The 20,550-nt window shown below is 75.2% G+C and carries 13 protein-coding genes and 1 pseudogene; 12 read left to right on the top strand and 2 right to left on the bottom strand.

The annotated features are described in order from the left end of the window. The first annotated feature begins 1 nt into the window (after position 1). The 3 genes from KK617_RS00070 (at position 2) to KK617_RS00060 (ending at position 6,094) form a co-directional block, all read left to right on the top strand. Positions 2-3,898, top strand: coding sequence for a DNA-directed RNA polymerase subunit beta' (locus KK617_RS00070; RefSeq protein WP_277497344.1), 3,897 nt, complete (start codon positions 2-4; stop codon positions 3,896-3,898). Between the two features lie 86 nt (positions 3,899-3,984). Next, positions 3,985-5,259 carry a geranylgeranyl reductase family protein gene (locus KK617_RS00065; RefSeq protein WP_277497343.1) on the top strand — a complete coding sequence of 425 codons (1,275 nt, stop codon included), beginning with the start codon at positions 3,985-3,987 and terminating at the stop codon, positions 5,257-5,259. 46 nt (positions 5,260-5,305) lie between these two features. Then, complete coding sequence (locus KK617_RS00060) at positions 5,306-6,094, top strand: lysophospholipid acyltransferase family protein (protein ID WP_277497342.1); 789 nt, start codon at positions 5,306-5,308, stop codon at positions 6,092-6,094. On the opposite strand, the gene KK617_RS00055 is transcribed toward KK617_RS00060, so the two are convergent. After that, positions 6,018-7,121, bottom strand: a complete 1,104-nt coding sequence (locus KK617_RS00055; protein ID WP_277497341.1) for an acyltransferase family protein — start codon at positions 7,119-7,121, stop codon at positions 6,018-6,020. The genes KK617_RS00060 and KK617_RS00055 overlap by 77 nt on opposite strands. A 110-nt stretch (positions 7,122-7,231) precedes the next feature. Between KK617_RS00055 and KK617_RS00050 the strand changes: the two genes are divergently transcribed. Together KK617_RS00050 and KK617_RS00045 are read left to right on the top strand one after the other, a co-directional pair. Continuing rightward, positions 7,232-8,137: an NUDIX domain-containing protein gene (locus tag KK617_RS00050; RefSeq protein WP_277497340.1), complete on the top strand. Its 906-nt coding sequence runs from the start codon at positions 7,232-7,234 to the stop codon at positions 8,135-8,137. A gap of 59 nt (positions 8,138-8,196) precedes the next feature. Next, the gene (locus KK617_RS00045; protein ID WP_277497339.1) at positions 8,197-9,516 is read left to right on the top strand and encodes a hydroxyacid-oxoacid transhydrogenase; all 1,320 of its coding nucleotides are present in this window, start codon (positions 8,197-8,199) and stop codon (positions 9,514-9,516) included. 60 nt (positions 9,517-9,576) lie between these two features. Here the strand turns inward: KK617_RS00045 and KK617_RS00040 are convergent, their stop codons facing one another. Beyond that, a complete protein-coding gene (locus KK617_RS00040) occupies positions 9,577-10,275 on the bottom strand; it encodes a hypothetical protein (RefSeq protein WP_277497338.1) in 699 nt (232 codons plus the stop codon). Positions 10,276-10,412: 137 nt separating this feature from the next. Here KK617_RS00040 and KK617_RS00035 point away from each other — a divergent pair, with 137 nt between their 5' ends. From KK617_RS00035 to KK617_RS00005, 7 genes and pseudogenes are all read left to right on the top strand, one after another. Next, positions 10,413-13,298 carry an FAD-binding and (Fe-S)-binding domain-containing protein gene (locus KK617_RS00035; protein WP_277497337.1) on the top strand — a complete coding sequence of 962 codons (2,886 nt, stop codon included), beginning with the start codon at positions 10,413-10,415 and terminating at the stop codon, positions 13,296-13,298. A 93-nt stretch (positions 13,299-13,391) separates the two neighbouring features. After that, complete coding sequence (locus KK617_RS00030) at positions 13,392-14,516, top strand: NADH:flavin oxidoreductase/NADH oxidase (protein WP_277497501.1); 1,125 nt, start codon at positions 13,392-13,394, stop codon at positions 14,514-14,516. A 143-nt stretch (positions 14,517-14,659) separates the two neighbouring features. Beyond that, the gene (locus KK617_RS00025) at positions 14,660-15,886 is read left to right on the top strand and encodes an SAM-dependent methyltransferase (protein ID WP_277497336.1); all 1,227 of its coding nucleotides are present in this window, start codon (positions 14,660-14,662) and stop codon (positions 15,884-15,886) included. Between the two features lie 5 nt (positions 15,887-15,891). Beyond that, on the top strand, positions 15,892-16,980 hold the full coding sequence (locus KK617_RS00020) for a hypothetical protein (protein WP_277497335.1): 1,089 nt from the start codon (positions 15,892-15,894) through the stop codon (positions 16,978-16,980). Then, entirely contained in the window at positions 16,977-18,188 is a 1,212-nt protein-coding gene (locus KK617_RS00015; protein WP_277497334.1) for a winged helix DNA-binding domain-containing protein, read from the top strand. The genes KK617_RS00020 and KK617_RS00015 overlap by 4 nt, the downstream gene beginning before the upstream one ends. Then, entirely contained in the window at positions 18,181-18,927 is a 747-nt protein-coding gene (locus KK617_RS00010) for a TIGR03936 family radical SAM-associated protein (protein WP_277497333.1), read from the top strand. Before KK617_RS00015 ends, KK617_RS00010 begins: the two co-directional genes overlap by 8 nt. Before the next feature lie 246 nt (positions 18,928-19,173). Then, positions 19,174-20,550, top strand: a pseudogene (locus KK617_RS00005) (hypothetical protein); the annotation flags it as partial.

The raw sequence follows: 20,550 nt of genomic DNA, 5'->3' as shown, positions 1-20,550 counted from the left end.
CGTGCTCGACGTGAACTTCTTCGACCAGCTCCGCATCGGGCTGGCCAGCCCGGACGACATCCGTGCCTGGAGCCACGGTGAGGTCAAGAAGCCCGAGACCATCAACTACCGCACGCTCAAGCCGGAGCGTGACGGCCTCTTCTGCGAGAAGATCTTCGGTCCCACCCGGGACTGGGAGTGCTACTGCGGCAAGTACAAGCGGGTCCGCTTCAAGGGCATCATCTGCGAGCGCTGCGGCGTCGAGGTGACGCGCTCGAAGGTGCGCCGCGAGCGGATGGGCCACATCGAGCTCGCCGCCCCGGTGACCCACATCTGGTACTTCAAGGGTGTTCCCAGCCGGCTCGGCTACCTGCTCGACCTCGCCCCGAAGGACCTCGAGAAGGTCATCTACTTCGCGGCGTACATGATCACCTCCGTCGACGAGGAGGCGCGTCACCGCGACCTGTCCTCGCTCGAGGGCAAGGTCTCCCAGCAGCGCGAGCTGCTCGAGAAGCGCCGCGACACCTCGGTCGAGGACCGCGCGCGCAAGCTCGAGGAGGACCTGGCGGCCCTCGAGGCCGAGGGTGCCAAGGCCGACGCCAAGCGCAAGGTGCGCGACGGCGCCGAGCGGGAGATGAAGCAGCTGCGCGACCGCGCGCAGCGCGAGATCGACCGCCTCAACGAGGTGTGGGACACCTTCAAGAGCCTCAAGGTCCAGGACCTCATGGGCGACGAGATGCTCTACCGCGAGATGAAGTCGTGGTTCGGCAAGTACTTCGAGGGCTTCATGGGCGCCGCCGCCATCCAGCGCCGCCTCGCGGACTTCGACATCGAGGCCGAGGTCGAGTCGCTGCGCGACACGATCGCCAACGGCAAGGGCGCCAAGAAGGTCCGTGCGCTCAAGCGCCTCAAGGTCGTCGACGCGTTCCGCAAGACGGGCAACCAGCCGGTCGGCATGGTCCTCGACGCCGTCCCGGTGATCCCGCCGGAGCTGCGCCCGATGGTGCAGCTCGACGGTGGTCGCTTCGCGACGTCGGACCTGAACGACCTGTACCGCCGCGTCATCAACCGCAACAACCGGCTCAAGCGCCTGCTCGACCTCGGCGCGCCGGAGATCATCGTCAACAACGAGAAGCGGATGCTGCAGGAGGCCGTGGACTCGCTGTTCGACAACGGTCGCCGTGGTCGTCCGGTGACGGGCCCGGGCAACCGGCCGCTGAAGTCGATCTCCGACATGCTCAAGGGCAAGCAGGGTCGTTTCCGCCAGAACCTGCTCGGCAAGCGCGTCGACTACTCGGGCCGCTCGGTCATCGTGTCGGGCCCGCAGCTGAAGCTGCACCAGTGCGGTCTGCCGAAGCAGATGGCGCTGGAGCTCTTCAAGCCGTTCGTGATGAAGCGCCTCGTGGACCTGTCCCACGCGCAGAACATCAAGTCGGCCAAGCGGATGGTGGAGCGCGCCACGTCGGGCGCCCGCTACGCCGTGGTCTGGGACGTGCTGGAGGAGGTCATCACCGAGCACCCGGTGCTGCTCAACCGCGCACCCACGCTGCACCGCCTCGGCATCCAGGCCTTCGAGCCGCAGCTGATCGAGGGCAAGGCCATCCAGATCCACCCGCTCGTGTGCGGCGCGTTCAACGCCGACTTCGACGGTGACCAGATGGCCGTGCACCTGCCGCTGTCCGCGGAGGCGCAGGCCGAGGCCCGCATCCTCATGCTGTCGACGAACAACATCCTCAAGCCGTCGGACGGCCGTCCCGTGACGATGCCGTCGCAGGACATGATCATCGGCCTCTTCTGGCTGACGACCGACCGCGAGGGCGAGCCCGGCGAGGGTCGTGCGTTCCGCACGCCGTCCGAGGCGATCATGGCGTTCGACCGCGGCGAGATCACCCTGCAGAGCAAGGTCACGATCCGTTTCGACGACGTCGTGCCGCCGCTCGGCGAGGAGGTCGAGGGCTTCGAGCCGGGCCGGACCGTCGCGCTGACGACGACCCTGGGCCGCGCAATCTTCAACGACACGCTCCCGGGCGACTACCCCTTCGTGAACTACGAGGTGGGCAAGAAGCAGCTGGGCGCGATCGTCAACGACCTGGCCGAGCGCTACAGCAAGGTCGAGGTCGCGGCGTCCCTGGACGCCCTGAAGGACACCGGCTTCCACTGGGCGACCCGCTCGGGCGTGACCGTCTCGATCGACGACGTCACGACCCCGGACGCCGAGAAGGCCGAGATCCTCAAGGGTTCCGAGGCGCTCGCGGAGAAGATCCAGAAGCAGTACGAGCGTGGTCTGATCACCGACGACGAGCGTCGCCAGGAGCTCATCGAGATCTGGACGCAGGCGGCCGACAAGGTCGGTTCGGCGATGGAGAAGAACTTCGACCGGGCCAACCCCATCTACATGATGGTCGACTCGGGCGCCTCCGGGAACATGAACCAGATCCGTCAGGTGGCGGCCATGCGAGGTCTCGTGGCCAACCCGAAGGGCGAGATCATCCCGCGGCCGATCAAGTCCAACTTCCGCGAGGGCCTGACGGTCCTGGAGTACTTCATCGCCACCCACGGTGCCCGCAAGGGTCTGGCCGACACCGCGCTGCGGACGGCCGACTCGGGCTACCTGACGCGTCGTCTCGTCGACGTGTCGCAGGACGTCATCATCCGTGAGGACGACTGCGGCACCGAGCGTGGTCTGCCCAAGCAGATCGGCGAGCGCGGCGAGGACGGCGTCGTCCGCAAGGCGGAGAACGTGGAGACCGCGGCGTACGCCCGCTCCGCGTCGACCGAGATCACCCACCCCGAGACCGGCGAGGTGCTGGTCGAGGCGGGCGGCGACCTCGGCGACGTCAAGATCGCGCAGCTCGTCGAGGCCGGCATCGAGGAGGTCCGGGTCCGCTCGGTGCTCACCTGCGAGGCGGCCACCGGCACCTGCGCGAAGTGCTACGGCCGCTCGCTGGCGACCGGCAAGCTCGTGGACATCGGCGAGGCGGTCGGCATCATCGCCGCCCAGTCGATCGGCGAGCCCGGCACGCAGCTGACGATGCGTACCTTCCACACGGGTGGTGTGGCCTCGGCCGACGACATCACGCAGGGTCTGCCCCGCGTGGTCGAGCTGTTCGAGGCGCGCTCGCCCAAGGGTCGTTCGCCGATCGCCGAGGCCGCCGGCCGCGTGCGCATCGACGACACGGACAAGGCGCGCACGGTGGTCGTCACGCCGGACGACGGCTCCGAGGAGCAGGAGTACCCGGTCTCGAAGCGCCTGCGCCTCCTGGTCGCCGACGGCGACCACGTGGAGGTCGGCCAGAAGCTGACGCTGGGCACGGAGGACCCGCAGGACGTCCTGCGCATCCTCGGCGTGCGTGCCGCGCAGAAGCACCTGGTGGACGAGGTCCAGCGCGTGTACCGCAGCCAGGGCGTGGCGATCCACGACAAGCACATCGAGATCATCGTGCGGCAGATGCTGCGTCGCGTGACGGTCATCGAGTCGGGCGACACCCACCTGCTGCCCTCCGACCTCGTCGACCGCGTGCGGTTCGAGACGGAGAACCGGCGCGTGGTGTCCGAGGGCGGCAAGCCGGCCTCGGGTCGTCCGGTGCTGATGGGCATCACGAAGGCCTCGCTCGCCACCGAGTCGTGGCTCTCGGCGGCCTCCTTCCAGGAGACCACCCGGGTGCTCACGGACGCGGCGATCAACGGTCGCTCCGACAGCCTGCGCGGCCTGAAGGAGAACGTGATCATCGGCAAGCTGATCCCGGCGGGCACCGGTCTCGAGCGGTACCGCAACGTGCGGGTGGAGCCCACGGAGGAGGCCCGCGCGGCGGCGTACTCGGTCCAGGGCTACGACTCCTACGACTACGAGTTCGGCAACACGGGTGGCGGCCAGGCCGTCGCTCTGGACGACTTCGACTTCGGGTCCTACCAGGCCTGATCGACGCGTCAGACCGACCGGCCCGTCCCCGCAGCACGCGGGGGCGGGCCGGTCCGCGTCCGGGGGCTGCGTGGGAGGATGGGCCGGTGACGCAGACCCTCCCGGAGCAGACCGACGTGCTCGTCGTCGGCGCCGGCCCCGCCGGATCGGCGGCCGCCACGTGGGCCGCGCGCCACGGGCTCGACGTCGTGCTCCTCGACGCCGCCACCTTCCCCCGCGACAAGACCTGCGGCGACGGCCTGACGCCGCGCGCGGTGGGGGAGCTGGAGCGCCTGGGCCTGGGCGACTGGCTGCGCACCCACCCCGTCAACCTCGGCCTGCGCGCGCACGGCTTCGGGCAGACGCTGCTGCTGCCGTGGCCGGGCGGCTCGTTGCCGAACTGGGGCTCCGCGGTCCCGCGCACCGAGCTCGACGACCGGATCCGCGCCCTCGCCGTCACGGCGGGCGCGGTGGCCGTCGACGGCGCCCGCGCGGTCGGGGTACGGCGCGCCGCGGGCGACCGCGGGGCCGTCACCGCCGTGGTGGTCGAGCGGGCGGGGGAGGACGGCACCCCGCAGCGGGCCGAGATCCGCTGCCGCCGCCTCGTCGTCGCCGACGGCGTGCGCTCGCCGCTGGGCAAGCAGCTGGGCCGGGAGTGGCACCGCGACACGGTCTACGGCGTCGCGGGCCGCTCGTACGTCTCCTCGGCCACGCACGCCGACGACCCGTGGATCAGCTCGCACCTCGAGCTGCGCGGTGCGGACGGCGAGGTGCTGTCGGGCTACGGCTGGATCTTCCCGCTCGGCGACGGCGAGGTGAACCTCGGTGCCGGCACCCTGGCGACCGCGAAGCGGCCGGCCGACGTGGCCATCCGCCCCCTCATGGGCCTGTACGCCGACCAGCAGCGCGCGGCGTTCGGCCTCGGCGAGGAGCTGCGGATGCCGGCCTCGGCCCTTCTTCCGATGGGTGGCGCCGTCAGCGGCGTGTCCGGTCCGAACTGGGCGCTCGTCGGCGACGCCGCGGCGTGCGTGAACCCCCTCAACGGCGAGGGCATCGACTACGGGCTCGAGACCGGCCGCATGGTCGCGGACCTGCTCGCCCAGGGCACGCACCGGGACCTCACCGACGTGTGGCGCGAGCAGCTGGTGGGGCACTACGGCGAGTCGTTCTCCGTGGCCCGCCGCCTGGCCGGGCTCGTCACCGTCCCCGGGCTCCTCGCCCGCCTCGGACCCGTCGGCATGCGCTCGCGCCTCGGCATGACGCTCGCCCTGCGGTGGATGGGCAACCTCGTCGACGACGAGGACCGCGATCTCGCCGCACGCCTGTGGCGCGGGGCCGGTCGGCTGTCGATGGCCCGGGACGCCCGGGCCCCGTTCGCCTGACGCGGGCCCCACCGATCCGCGCCGGCCCTCCCGCCGAACCACCACCGTGCCTGCCGAGCTGACCTACCGCGCGACGACCGTCGCCGCCCGCGCCGCGTTCCGCGCGCTGCGCCTCGACGTGCACTGCGAGGGCGCCGAGCTCGTGCCGCGCGAGGGTCCCGCCATCCTCGTGGCGAACCACGCGTCGTACCTCGACTTCCTGTTCCTCGGGGTGCCGGCCCACGAGCGGGGCCGCCGTCCCCGGTTCCTGTGCCGCGAGGTCATGTGGCACACGCCGGCGGCGTGGCCGCTGGACCGCATGGGGCACGTGCCGGTCGACCGCGACGCCCCCGCGGCGGCGTACCTGCGGGCGCGCGAGCTGCTGCGCCGCGGGGAGGTCGTGGGCCTGTTCCCGGAGGCCGGGATCTCGTACTCCTACACGGTGCGCGGGCTCATGCGCGGCGCCGCGGCCCTGGCCCGCGACACCGGCGCGCCCCTCGTCGTGGGCGGCCTGTGGGGGGCGCAGCGGATCTGGACCGTCGGTCGCACGCCGTGGGGTGCCGAGCCGCCGCCGGACTTCAGCCGGCGCGGTCGACGTGTCGACATCCGGCTCGACACCACGCTCCGCGTCGCGCCCGACGCCGACCTCACGGCCACGACGGTCGACCTGGGCCACCGGCTCACCGCGGTGCTCGAGGAGCTGCAGACCCGGCCCCACCACCGGCCGCGGCCGGGGGAGCACGCGCCGTGGTACCCCGCCCACCTCGGCGGGGACGCCCTCACCCCCGAGCAGGCGCGGGAGCTCGACCTGCTGCCGCGGAGCGCGGTGCGCCCGGTGTGGCGTCCGCGGGGCTGAGCCCCTCGCCGGCCGGTACGGCGGGCAGCACCCGCGGCCGGGCGCGCAGCTCGCGCGCCGACCCGACGGGGTCGACGAACCAGCGCAGCGCGCGGACCGCCGGGGGAGTGGCGAGCCCGATCGCCACCGCCGTGCCCAGCACGACGCCCGCCAGGAGCGCCGGGCCGGCGTCGAGGTCGGCGAGGAGCTCGTCGTACTGGACCGCCTGCACCACCAGCGTGTGGGCGAGGTAGACGGTCATCGACCGGGCGCCGAGGGCCGTGAACCACCGCTGCCCGGTCGGCACGAGCGCCAGCACGGCGAGGGCGCCGGCGAACGACAGCGCGAGGAGCATCGCGCGCGTCGCCACCCCGGCGGAGAAGTCGACGCCCAGCTCGGCGTAGGCGTGGTCGTTGAAGAGCCACTCGGTGCCGGCCCAGCGGTCGAGGTGCGCCGTCGCCGCCCAGACGCCGAGCAGCGCGAGCACGGCGAGCACCCGGGCGAGCGGCTGGTGGAGGCGCTCCAGCCACTCCCGACGCGCGTGGAGGCCGACGACGAAGAACGGCAGGAACTGCAGCACGCGCTCCAGCGCGAGCACGTCGAGGCTCCAGGCGGGGGCGGTCAGCGCCACGACCACCGAGGCCGGGACGACGAGCGGGTGGGCGCGCAGCAGCGGCGTCGCCAGGCGCCACACGACCAGGGCGGCGAGGAACCACATCGCCCAGAACGGCTCCAGCAGCAGCCGCTCCTCCGTGCCCTCACCCGTGTGCGCCCGGCGCAGCCCCCACAGCAGCAGCGAGAACACGACGTACGGGACCACCATGGTCGTGAGGAGGGAGCCGAGGTGGCGGCGCGTCCACCCGGCGCGGCGCGAGAGGTAGCCCGTGACGAGCAGGAACGCCGGCATGTGCACGACGTAGAGCGCGTCGTAGAGGTGGTCGCGGAACGGGTCCGGCACCGTCAGGACGGCCAGGACGTGCCCGACCACCACGGAGGTGACGAGCAGCATCTTGGCGTTGTCGAGCCAGGGGTCCCGGGAAGCGGACATCCCTCGAACATAACGGGGGCGCTCCACGGACCCCACCCGGTGTGGGAGGCCTCACGGCGGCCCTCCGGGGCTGGTCGGGGCCGCGCCGGGGGCCCCGTTAGGTTGGGGTGGTGAGCTCCCTCCCCCGTCGCCAGCGCGTCGCCGCCTACGCGGTGATCGTGCGCGACGGGCACGTCCTGCTGAGCCGGCTGGCGCCGCGCGTGACGAAGGACGAGCTGTGGACGCTGCCCGGCGGCGGCCTCGACCACGGCGAGGACCCGCGCGACGCGGTGGTGCGCGAGGTGCACGAGGAGACGGGGCTGCGGGCCGAGGTCGGGGACGTCGCCCGGGTCTACTCCGCCCACCTGCCCGGCGCGTGGCGCGAGGGCCGCCGGGTCGACGCGCACGCGCTGCGGATCGTGTACGCCGGCCGGGTGCCCCCGGACTCGCCGGAGCCGCGCGTCGTCGAGGTCGACGGCTCGACGGTCGAGGCGGCGTGGGTGCCCCTGGCCGCGGTCCGGGCGGGCGAGGTGCCCGTCGTACCGATGGTGACGGAGGCGCTGGCGGACCTGCTGCCGCAGCGGCGCCAACGCGTGGGCGCGTACGCCGTGGTGCGGCGCGGCGGGCCGCAGGACCCCTCGGGTCGCTCGCGCGACGAGGTGCTGCTGACCCGCAACTCGGTCCGCGGACCGCACCCGGGGCAGTGGGCGCTGCCGGGCGGCGGTGTCGAGCACGGCGAGCCGCCGACAGTGACGGTCGCCCGCGAGGTGCGCGAGGAGACCGGCGTCGAGGTCGAGGTCGGCAACGTGCTCGGCGTGCACGACACCCACTTCGTCGGCACGGCGCCGAACGGGGCGACGGAGGACTTCCACGGCGTGCACCTGCTCTACGCCGCGCGCGCGGTCGACGACGCCGTCGAGCCGCGCGTGCTCGACGAGGGCGGCACGACGGACGCCGCGGCCTGGCACGCGGTCGAGGACGTGCTCTCCGGCGCGGTCGACGTGCGCGACACCGTGCGCTACGCACTGGGGCTGTAGGGCGGATCGCCCACGGCGGTGCCGCTGCCCCGGGGTGTGACGCCCGCTACGTTGGGCGCATGGCCGAGAGCTCCCGCGAGACCGTCTTCACCTACGCCGCCCCGAGCCTGAAGTTCGGGTCCGGCGCCTCCGCCGAGATCGGGCACGACCTGCGCGCGTACGGCGTGCGCCGCGTCCTGCTCGTGACCGACCCCGGGGTCGAGGCCACCGGGCACCCCGCCCGGATCGCGGAGCAGATCACCTCCGCCACCGGCGCCGAGGTGGTCGTCTTCGCCCGCGCCCGGGTCGAGCCGACGGACGCGTCGATGATCGAGGCGGTCGAGTTCGGCCGCGCCGAGGGCCCGTTCGACGCCGTCGTCGCGGTCGGCGGGGGCTCGGCCATCGACACCGCGAAGGCCGTCAACCTGCTCGTGACGAACCCGGGCGACCTCATGGACTACGTCAACGCGCCGGTCGGCCGCGGCCAGGCGCCCGAGCACCCGCTGCTGCCGCTCGTCGCCGTGCCGACGACGACCGGCACGGGCGCGGAGTCCACGACGATCTGCGTGCTCGACGTGCTGGCGCTCGAGGTGAAGACGGGCATCAGCCACGCGCGGCTGCGCCCCACGATGGCGGTGGTCGACCCCGACCTAACGCTGACGCAGCCGGCGATGGTGACGGCGAGCGCGGGGATGGACATCCTCTGCCACGCGCTGGAGAGCTACACGGCCCGCTGGTACGCCGACTACCCGGCCAAGCAGGCCGAGCAGCGCGTGCCCTACTGCGGGTCGAACCCGATCTCGGACGCCTGGAGCGAGAAGGCGCTGTCGATGCTCGCCGGCTCGTTCCGCGGCGCCGTCAACGCGGCCCGGGCCGGCGACGACCCGAGCGAGGCACGCACGGTGCGCGAGCAGATGGCGATGGCCGCGACGTTCGCCGGTCTCGGGTTCGGCAACGCCGGCGTGCACATCCCGCACGCCTGCGCCTACCCGGTCGCGGGCCGCGTCCGCGACTACCGCCCCGAGGGCTACGCGGTGCTCGACGGCGACGACGCGCCGATCGTGCCGCACGGCATGGCGGTGTCGCTGACCGCGCCCGAGGCCTTCCGGTTCACCTTCGACGCCAGCCCGACCCGGCACCTCAAGGCCGCCCGGCTACTCGACCCGCAGGGCGCCGTCGCCGCGACGGAGGGCCCCGACCTGCTGCCCGCCGTCGTCGCCACCCTCATGCGCGACATCGGCATCCCCAACGGGCTCGGCGCGGTCGGGTACGGCGCGGGCGACGTCGACGGGCTCGTCGAGGGCGCCTGGGCCCAGCAGCGGCTGCTCGCCACCGCGCCCCGCGACGTCACGCCGGAGGACCTGGCGGGCGTGATCGGCGCGTCGCTCGAGCACTGGTGAGCAGCGCGGCCGCCTGAGCGCGGGGGCTCAGGCGGCCGCGTGGAGCCCGTGGCGGGTGGGTCAGTCCTGGTCGCGCGAGGCGCGGGCGGTGCGGTACGCCGGGCGGCGCAGGCGAGCGACGACGGGGTACTGCTCCAGGCCCGGGATCTTGTTCTGCACGGGGTCGAACGACAGCTGCTCGTCGCTGCCGGACAGGTCGTCGTCGACGGCGCGCTCGAGGTCCAGCCGGCCGAACTCGTGCCACGGGCCGAGGCCGCGGGCCCACGAGAGGGTCCAGGCCGAGCCGCCGTCCTCCTCGGCCGGCGGCACCGGCCAGGCGCCGAGGACCACGGGCCCGGTCGGCGTGCGGTAGGGCAGCAGCGTCGTCAGCGGGCGCTGGCCGCCCTCCCACCGCGGCACGAGCAGGTGGCGCAGCGGGCCGTTCCAGCCGGTGCTGGCGAAGAGCAGGTCGCCGGTCTCGCCCTCCTGGGTCAGGCGCAGCGCGAGGCCCCAGACGTCCGGCACCGGCTTCGGCAGGCCGACTCCGCGGGAGAGACGGGCGGTGACGGCCGTCTGGCCCGGGCGGTCGAGCAGGTCGACCCCCGTCTCGGCGCCGTCCTCGGCGCCGTGCCGCGTCAGCACCCCCTCGACGACGGTGCCGGCGGGGTGCAGCGGCTTGCCGGCCGGGCGCACGGCGGCGACGGTGCGGGTCGCGCCGGCGAGCGCGCCTCCGGCGACGCTGGCGAGGGTGCGGACGGTGCGCTTGGCGGGGTCGATCACGGTGCCTCCTGGGAGGGTCGGTGGTGCCCGGGCGCGACGGGGGCCGCCGGGGAGGAGCCCGGGCGGGGCTCGGGTACCGGTGCCCGAGGGCCGGGACCCCATGCCTGTGATCCTCTGCGCACACGCACAATGGGGGAGTGACGGTGGACGTGCGGGTGGACGATCGGGCGGTCCCCGCGACCGCCGACGTGGTGGCGGCGCTCGCGCGCCGGGGCGTGGACGACGTCGACGTCTCGACGGTGACGCGCGCGGCGTTCTCCTCCGACGCCTCCCTCTACCGCGTCGTCCCGCAGGCCGTGGTGCGCCCGCGGCACGCCGACGAGCTCGCGGCGGTCGTCGACGTGGCACGCGAGCTGCGCGTCCCGGTGACGATGCGCGGCGCCGGCACCTCGATCGCCGGCAACGCGGTGGGCCCCGGCCTCGTGGTCGACACGCTCAAGCACCTGAACAAGGTGCTCTCGGTCGACGCCGAGGCCGGCACGGCGGTCGTCGAGCCCGGCACGGTGCACGCCGTGCTGCAGCGCGCCGCGACCCCGCTCGGCTGGCGCTTCGGCCCCGACCCCTCGACCCACACCCGCTGCACGATCGGCGGGATGATCGGCAACAACGCGTGCGGGTCGCGCGCCCTGGGCTACGGGCGCATGGTCGACAACGTCGAGGGCCTCTCCGTCGTGCTGGGCACGGGCGAGGAGCTGCGCCTCGACGCCGGTACGGCGGCCCGCGACGCCGGCGGCTCCGTCGCGGCCCTCGACCGGCTCGCGGCCGAGAACCTCGGCCCCATCCGCACCCAGTTCGGGCGCTTCACGCGCCAGGTGTCGGGCTACTCCCTCGAGCACCTGCTGCCGGAGAACGGCCGCCGCGTCGACCGGTTCCTCACGGGCTCCGAGGGCACGCTCGGCGTCGTCACCCAGGCGACCGTGCGGCTCGTGCGCGACGCTCCGGCCCGCACGATGGCGGTGCTCGGCTACCCCTCGATGATCGAGGCCGCCGACGCCGTTCCCGCGCTGCTGGCCCACCCGCTCGTGGCCTGCGAGGGCCTCGACGCCCGGATCGTCGACCTGGTGCGCGCGGCCGGGAAGTCCGTGCCCGACCTGCCGCGCGGGGCGGGCTGCCTGTTCGCCGAGGTCACCGGCGAGACCGTCGCGCAGACGCAGGCGGTGCTCGCCGAGGTGGTCGCCGCCTCCGGCGCCCTCGACAGCCGCATCGTGCTGGATCCGGCCGAGTCGGCCGCGCTGTGGCGCATCCGCGAGGACGGGGCCGGGCTGGCGAGCCGCTCGCTGAGCCGGCCGGCGTACTCGGGGTGGGAGGACGCCGCCGTGCCCCCGCAGCACCTCGGCGCCTGGCTCCGCGACTTCGACGCGCTGCTGCGCGAGTTCGACCTCGACGGCGTGCCCTACGGCCACTTCGGCGACGGCTGCGTGCACGTGCGCATCGACTTCCCCCTGGCGCGCGGCGCCGCCTCGCCCGAGGAGGGCCGCGCGGTCTTCCGCGGGTTCATGGAGGCCGCGGCCGCCGCGCTCGCGACGTACGGCGGGTCGCTGTCGGGCGAGCACGGCGACGGCCGGCACCGCTCCGAGCTGCTGGCGACGATGTACGACGCCGAGGCCCTCGCGCTGTTCGGCCGCGTCAAGGCGATCTGCGACCCGCTGGGCGTGCTCAACCCCGGCAACATCACCGACCCGGCGCCGCTCGACGCCGACCTGCGTCTGTCGCGCCCACGCCACCGCGAGCCGCTGCCGCTCCTGCGCTTCACCCACGACGAGGGCTCGATGGGCGACGCCGTGCACCGCTGCACCGGCGTCGGCAAGTGCGTCGTCGGCGGCACCGGCCCCTCGACCGGGGTGATGTGCCCGTCGTACGCGGCCACCCGCGAGGAGAAGGACTCCACCCGCGGGCGGGCCCGCGTGCTGCAGGAGGCCCTGTCCGGCGGCTTCGTCGACGGCGTGGAGGACCCGGCGGTCCACGAGGCGCTCGACCTGTGCCTGGCCTGCAAGGGCTGCGCCAACGACTGCCCGACCGGCATCGACATGGCGACGTACAAGTCCGAGGTCCTGCACCAGACGTACGCCGGGAGGCGCCGCCCGCGCAGCCACTACGTGCTCGGCCGCCTGCCCATGTGGGCCCGGCTGACCGCGCCCGTCGCGGGCCTGGCCAACACCTCGCTCAAGGCGGGCCCCGTGGCGCGCCTGGCCCGGTCGGTGGCCGGCGTCGACCAGCGCCGCAGCCTCCCCTCGTTCGCGTCGCGCACGCTGCGCCGCTCGGCGCGCTCGCAGGGCACCGCCGCGCGGCTGGGCGCGGCCGAGCAGCCGGACGTGTGGATCTGGGCCGACTCGTTCACCAACCACTTCCTGCCCGCCAGCGGTCTCGCCGCGGTGCGCTTCCTCGAGGCGTCCGGCCTGCGGGTGCGCGTCATCGACGAGCGCGCCTGCTGCGGCCTGACCTGGGTGACGACCGGCCAGCTCGACACCGCGCGCAGGATCGCGGGGCGCACGGCCGCCACGCTCGCGCCGTACGTCGCCTCCGGCGTGCCGGTCGTCGGGATCGAGCCGTCGTGCACCGCGACGCTGCGCTCCGACCTGGAGGAGCTGAGCGACGCGCCCGAGGCCGCCGCGGTGGCCCACGGGGTGCTGACGTTCGGCGAGCTGCTGGCGCGGCTCGTCGAGGAGGGGCGCGTGACGCTGCCCGACCTGACCGGCACGACGGTCGTCGCCCAGCCGCACTGCCACCAGGCGTCGATCACCGGGTGGGACGCCGATGAGCGGCTGCTCAAGGCCATGGGCGCCGCGGTGACGCGTGTCGGCGGGTGCTGCGGGCTCGCGGGCAACTTCGGCGTCGAGCAGGGGCACTACGAGGTGTCGGTCGCGGTCGCCGAGACCCAGCTGCTGCCCGCCGTGCGTGCGGCGCGGGAGGAGGACCCCGCCACCGTCGTGCTGGCCGACGGCATGAGCTGCAAGATCCAGCTCGACGACCTCGCCGACGTGCCGGCGCTGCACCTCGCCGAGCTGCTGGCCAGCCGCGTCTGACAGCGGCGCCCCACCGGCGGAATGCCGGCGGGGCGCGCGACGTTCGCACCCACCGTGACCGGACCAGCGAACGCGACCGAGCCCACCGACGCCCTGCCCGACGGCGAGACCACCCCGCTGCTCTTCACGCCGACGACGCTGCGGGGCGTGACGTTCCCGAACCGGGTGTGGCTGGCGCCGATGTGCCAGTACTCGGCGACGGACGGGGTGCCGAACGACTGGCACCTGGCCCACCTCGGCGCGCGCGTCACCGGCGGCTTCGGCCTCGTCCTCACCGAGGCGGCCGCGGTCGTGCCCGAGGGGCGGATCAGCCCCGAGGACGCCGGCATCTGGAACGACGAGCAGGTCGCCGCCTGGCGCCGCATCACCGACTTCGCGCACACGTGGTCGCCCTTCGGCTCCACCCCGATCGGCATCCAGCTCGCCCACGCCGGCCGCAAGGCGTCGACCTGGGCGCCGTGGCGGGGCGGGCAGGACGGCTCGGGCCAGGGCCGCGGCTCGGTGCCGCTCGACCAGGGCGGCTGGGTCACGCAGGCGCCGAGCGCCGACGCCTTCGAGGGCTTCGCCGAGCCCGCCGCGCTCACCACCGACGAGGTCGCCGGGGTCGTGCAGGCCTTCGCGGACGGCGCCCGCCGCGCCGACGAGGCCGGCTTCGACGTCGTCGAGCTGCACGCGGCCCACGGCTACCTGCTGCACCAGTTCCTCAGCCCGCTGTCGAACCACCGCGAGGACGCCTACGGCGGCTCGTTCGAGAACCGCACCCGCATCGTCGTCGAGGCCGCCGCCGCCGTGCGCGCCGTGTGGCCCGAGCACAAGCCGCTGCTGGTGCGCATCTCCGCGACCGACTGGGTGGAGGGCGGCTGGACCACCGAGGAGTCCACGCGGCTCGCCGGCCTGCTGGCCGAGCACGGTGTCGACCTCGTCGACGTCTCCTCCGGCGGTCTCGACGCCCGCCAGCAGATCGAGGTCGGCCCCGGCTACCAGGTGCCCCTGGCCGCCGCGGTGCGCGCGGGCGGGCTGCCCGTCGGCGCCGTCGGCCTCATCACCGAGCCCGACCAGGCCGAGCAGGTGCTCGCCGAGGGCCACGCCGACGTGGTGCTCCTGGCCCGCGCCGCCCTGCGCGAGCCCGCTTGGCCCCAGCGCGCCGCGCACGAGCTCGGCCTGACGTGGCGGGACGCGCCGTACCCCGACCAGTACACCCGCGGCGCCTGGCGGTGAGGCGCCGATCGGCGGCGATGGGGGCCGACCCGGGGCGCGACCTAGACTCGGCCCCGTGAACCCCCGCCACCGCCGCCTCGTCATCCCCCTGGCCCTGGTGGCACTGCTCGTCGTGGTCGTCGTCGCCGCGATCGTGTGACGCCGTGACCGAACCCCTCCTGCGCGTCCTCGCCCGCATGCGGTCCTACGTGCTCGACCCCGACGTGCTGGTGCGTGCCGTCGCCTCGGGTCGCCAGAAGGGCACCGAGCCCCGCTGGCGCCGCGCCGAGCTGCGGTACGTCGACCTCAAGGCCGGGCGCCACCTGCAGGTGACGACGTACGACGCGACGCAGGCCCACACGAGCAACCACCCGGCCGGCTCGGTCGCGGCCCGCGAGGCGGTCGACGCGCTGCTCGACGAGCCGTTCGCGAGCTGGCACGTCGACACCACCACGCAGCAGCACCAGGTGCGCGTCACCAAGCGCCTCGAGGCCGTGGTGCACACGACCGACCGCGAGGAGGAGGTCGAGCCCGAGCGCGGTCACGACCGCGACAAGGACCGTCTCCTCGCCCCCGACGACCCGGTGCTGTGCGCCCTCGGCATCGCCGACGCGCAGGGTCGGGTCAAGCCGAGCCGCCAGGCGAAGTACCGCCAGGTCGAGGAGTTCTGCCGGCTGCTCGACGCGGCCGTCGGCGACGCCCTCGCCAAGGGGCACCTGCGCCGGCCCACCGCGGCCGAGCCGCTGCGCATCGTCGACCTCGGCTGCGGCAACGCCTACCTGACCTTCGCCGCGCACCGCTTCCTCACCCACGTGCGGGGACTGCCCGTCCACCTCGTCGGGGTGGACGTCAAGGAGCAGTCCCGCGAGCACAACACGGGCGTGGCCGCCGCGCTCGGCGTGGCCGACGAGGTGGAGTTCGTCGTCGGCACCATCGCCGCGGCCCAGCCCCCGGAGCGCCCCGAGGTCGTGCTGGCCCTGCACGCGTGCGACACCGCCACCGACGAGGCCCTCGCCCGCGCGGTCGAGTGGGACGCCTCCCTCGTGCTCGCCGCCCCCTGCTGCCACCACGACGTCGCCGCGCAGCTGCGCAAGGCGCCGACCCCCGCGCCGTACCAGGCCCTGACCCGCCACGGCATCCTGCGCGAGCGGTTCGCCGACACCCTCACCGACGGGCTGCGGGCCTCGCTGCTGCGGCTGTCGGGCTACCGCGTCGAGGTCGTGCAGTTCGTGGAGAGCCAGCACACGCCGCGCAACACCCTGCTCCGCGCCGTGCGCACCGGCTCGCCGGTGAGGGGCGGCGGCGCCCGCAAGGAGTACGACGAGCTCGTCGCCACCTGGAGCATCCGCCCGCGCCTGGCGGAGCTGCTCGAGGCCGCCGGCCGGCGGTGAGGGCGGTGCTCCTGCGGACCGCGGCCGTCGGGCTGCTGGCGCTGCCGTTCGCCGTCGGCGCCGCCACCGCACCCGCCCCCGTCGCGGAGGAGGGCACCGAGGTCACCCGCTTCACCGACTCCCGGATCAACGAGTCGAGCGGGCTGGCCCTGGTCGACGGCCGCCTCGTCACCGTCAACGACTCGGGTGACTCCGGGCGGGTGTTCGTCGTCGACCCCGCGACGGGCGACACGGTCGGCGTCACCTCGTGGGCCGCCGAGCCCCGCGACGTCGAGGCCCTCGCCCCGGCGTACGACGACGGCGAGCCGACGGGCGAGGTCTGGGTCGCCGACATCGGCGACAACCGCGCGGTGCGCGAGACGGTCGAGCTGCTGCGCGTGCCCGTCGGCACCGGTGACCGCGAGGTGGAGCCGGAGGCCTTCACGCTGACCTACGCCGACGGCCCGCGCGACGCGGAGTCGCTGCTCGTCGACCCCGCCACCGGCGACCTCGTCGTCGTCAGCAAGGGCGTGCTCGGCGGGTCGTTCTACCGGGTGCCGAGCCCGCTCGACCCCGACGGGCCCAACGTGATGGAGCCCCTCGGGCCCGCGGTCGGCATCGCCACCGACGCGGCCTTCCTCCCCGACGGGCGCCACCTCGTCGTCCGCACCTACGGCGAGGCCGTCGTCTACTCCTGGCCCGACCTCGCCTCCCGGGGGCGCTTCGCGTTGCCGGACCAGCCCCAGGGCGAGGCGGTCGCCGTCGATCCCGCCGACCCGGACGCGCTGCTGGTGACCAGCGAGGGCGTCGAGCAGCCGGTGCTGCGGGTCGCGCTGCCGCCCGCGGTGCTCGCCACCGTCGGCGGCCCCGCGCCGGGCACGTCGGACGGGTCCGGCGGGCCGGGCGGGACGGGTGAGACGGGCGGGTCCGGTGAGAGCGAGGCGCCCACCGGCTCGGCCGGGTCGGCGACACCGTCCGACGGCCCCCAGTGGGGGTGGCTCGCGGGCGGGGTGGCCGTCGTGCTCCTGGCGTCGGCGGTGCTCGTGCTGGTCGGCCGGCTCGCGCTGGGCGCCCTGCGGGCGGCGCGCCGCGGGACGCCGGGGCGACGCCGGTGAGCGCCGTACCCGTCGTCGACGACGCCGAGCGGCGCGCCCGCCTCGGCCGGCGGCACGGGATCGCGCCCGCCCACCGCGCGCCCGACGCCGTCGCGGCGGTGCGGGCGATGACGGTGCTGCACGCCACCGAGCCCGCCACCGTGCACCTGTCGCTGCACGCGCGGGTCGACGGCCTGACGAACGCCGACGTCGACCACGAGCTCGAGACCAGCCGCGCCCTGGTCAAGCAGCTGGCGATGCGCCGGACCCTCTTCGTGTTCCCGCGCGACCTGCTGCCCGCGGCGTGGGGGTCGGCCAGCGCCCGCGTGCTGGCGGCCGAGCGCAACCGCATCGCGAAGGACGTCGTGGCCCTCGGCGTCGCGCCGGACGGCCACGCCTGGCTCGACGCGGTCCGCGCCCGCGTCCTCGACCTCCTCGCCGACGCCCCCGACGGCCTCACCGCCCTCGAGCTGCGCCCGCTGGTGCCCGAGCTGGCCACGCCGGAGGCGCTCGCGGCGGGCGCCGGCCAGCTGGCCTCGCGCGTCGTCACCAACCTCGGGCTCTCCACCCACCTCGTGCGCGGCGCGAACACCCAGCACTGGCGGCTCTCCCGGCCGCGCTGGACGCTGATGGACCGCTGGCTCGACACGGTGCCCGCCCCGATGGACGAGGCCGCCGGGTACGCCGTCCTCGTCGACCGCTGGCTGCGCACCTTCGGCCCCGGCACCGAGGCCGACCTGGTCTGGTGGCTGGGCGCCACCAAGGGCGCGGTACGACGCGCGCTCGCCGATGTGGCCGCGGTGCCCGTCGCGCTCGAGGGCGGGAGCGCGGGCTGGGTCGCCGCCGACGACCCCGTGCTGGCGGGGGAGCGGACCGAGGTGGAGCCCTGGGCGGCGCTGCTCCCGGTGCTCGACCCGACCGTCATGGGGTGGCGGGAACGCGACTTCCACCTCGGACCCCACCAGCCGGTGCTCTTCGACCGCAACGGCAACGCCGGCACGACGGCCTGGTGGGACGGTCGCGTCGTGGGCTGCTGGACGCAGGACCCGGACGGCGCGGTGGCGGTGCGTCCCGTCGTACCCCTGCCGCCGGAGCCGGTCGCGGCGCTGCGGGTCGAGGCCGCCCGGCTGACCGCCTGGCTGGCGGGTGTGCGGGTCGGCACCGTCTACCCCTCCCCGGCCATGCGCGCCGACGAGGCGGACTGTCCGTACCCTGTGCTCCGTGCGTGAGCAGCCCGAGCAGCAAGCCCCTCCCGTCCAGCGGCTGCGGATCCGCTACGCCAAGCGGGGGCGGCTGCGCTTCACCAGCCACCGCGACTTCAGCCGGGCCTTCGAGCGGGCGGTGTTCCGGGCGCGGATCCCCATGGCCTACTCGTCGGGCTTCAACCCGCACCCCCGCATCTCCTACGCCAACGCGGCGCCGACGGGGTCGGCGAGCGAGGCGGAGTACCTCGAGATCGCCCTGGCCCAGCGCCTCGACCCCACGGCGGTCCACGCCGAGCTGGTCGAGGCCCTGCCCGTCGGCCTCGACGTCCTCGAGGTCGTCGAGTCGCCCGGCGGTTCCCTCGCCGACCTGCTGCAGGCCAGCCACTGGCGGATCGGTACGACGGCCCCCCTCGCCGTCGCCCGCGCCGCGGTCGAGGCGTTCCTCGCCGCCGACGAGGTGCTCGTCGAGCGGATGATGAAGAAGGGCCTGCGCGAGTTCGACTGCCGCTCCGCGGTCGTGCGGCTGGCGGTCGTGGAGCCGGCCGACGGGGATGACGCCGGGGGCGACGGCGGCACCGCCGAGCTCGACCTCCTGCTGCGCCACGGCGTGCCGTCGGTGCGCCCCGACGACGTGCTGACCGGCCTGCGCAACCTCACCGGGCTGGAGGTGGGGGAGGCGCCGCGCCTGACCCGCCTGGCCCAGGGGCCGTTCGACGAGACCGCCCAGGAGGTCGGCGACCCGCTCGCCGCGGGCAGGGCCTGACGACGTCGGTCGTGTGCGATACTCGCCGAGGCGTGGGTGTTCGGACAGCCCGCCGCGACGTGAGGCACGGAGCCGGTGACAGCGGCCCACGAGCCCGCGACCGCGGCAGCACCGCGACACCGCGCTGGCGGCACCGCCACCTGGCGGAGCGGCCCACGACAGGCTTAGCGCCCGCGCACCGGGCCACCGTTGCGCGAGCGACCCGACCACCCCGGGCGCCCGGCGTCCGGGGTCGACAGGAGCACAGTGCTCGAGAACCAGGTCGACCCGACCAACGACGAGACCCGCACCACCGACGGCACGGCGCAGGACGCGCCCGCCGCCCCCGAGGCGGCGCCCCCTCGGAAGCGTGCCCCCCGCAAGACCGCCTCCCGCGCCACGACGGCGCCCGCCGAGCCCGCGGACGAGGCCGCGCCCGACACGGCGCCGGCCGACGGCGATGCCCCCGAGGCCCCGGCAGCCCCCGCGAAGAAGGCCGCCGCCCGCAAGACCACCCGCGCGCCCCGCAAGAAGGCGGCTGCGGCTCCCGAGACCACCGCGCCCGAGGTGGCCGCGCCCGAGGCTGCCGCGCCCGAGGCTGCCGCGCCCGAGGTGGCCGCGCCGACGGCCGCCGCGGAGGCGGAGCTGACCCCCGAGGTCGCGCCCGAGGCGGCAGCGCCCGCGAAGAAGACCGCGCGCAAGAGCGCCGCCAAGAAGTCGACGCGCAAGCGGGCCGCCGCGCCCGCCGCGCCCGCCGAGCAGGCGGGTGAGCAGCCGGTCGAGGTCGCCGTCGACGCTCCCGTCGCCGTGCCCGTCGCCACCCCCGGCACCGAGGTGCTGGTGGTCGACGCGCCCGCCGAGGTGACCGGCGAGGCCGAGCAGGCCGGCGACGCCGTGCCGGCGAAGAAGGCCGCGACCCGCAAGACCGCCGCGCGCAAGACGGCAGCGAAGAAGACCACGGCCAAGAAGGCCACCGCGCGCACCCGTGCCGCCGAGGTCGCCCCCGAGGGCGCTGCCGAGGTCGCCCCCGAGGGTGCTCCGGAGGCCCCGCAGGCGCCCGAGGTCGCCGGTGCGCCGGGCGCCGCCGGCGTCCCGCTCTTCCAGGTGCCCGACGCCACGGCGACCCCGCGTCGGCGTACCCGCAAGCAGGCGGAGGCGCCCGCGCCCGTCGAGCCGCCCGTCGAGGTGGAGGACGAGGAGCTCGAGGACGCCGAGGCGGCCGCGGAGGCCGAGGCCACCGAGAGCACCGAGGCGACCGAGGTCGCCGGCATCGTCGAGTCGCTCGGCTCCGCGGGCGGGACCGACGCCGAGGGCTCCGACGACGCCGAGGACGCGGACGACGAGTCCGCGGACCGCGCCGACGACGGCTCCGACGACCAGGGCGAGGGGGGCGGCGCGCGCCGTCGTCGCCGCCGGGGCGGACGCCGCCGGCGCAAGTCGGGTGGCGGGGACCAGAACGGCGACCAGGGCGGTGACCAGGGCGACGGCGGGAACGACGGCGCCTCCGGCGACGCCGCCACGGCCGACACGTCCGGCGACACCTCCACGGACACCCCGGCCGGAGACGCCGAGGGCGGCGCGGGCCAGGCCGAGGGCGACGAGCCCGCCCAGGGCGGGCAGCGCCAGGGCGGGCGGGGTGGCCGC

It is taken from the genome of Nocardioides sp. ChNu-99, assembly GCF_029493445.1.
GTDB lineage: Bacteria > Actinomycetota > Actinomycetes > Propionibacteriales > Nocardioidaceae > Nocardioides.
This window is presented reverse-complemented; position numbering and strand designations above follow the sequence as displayed.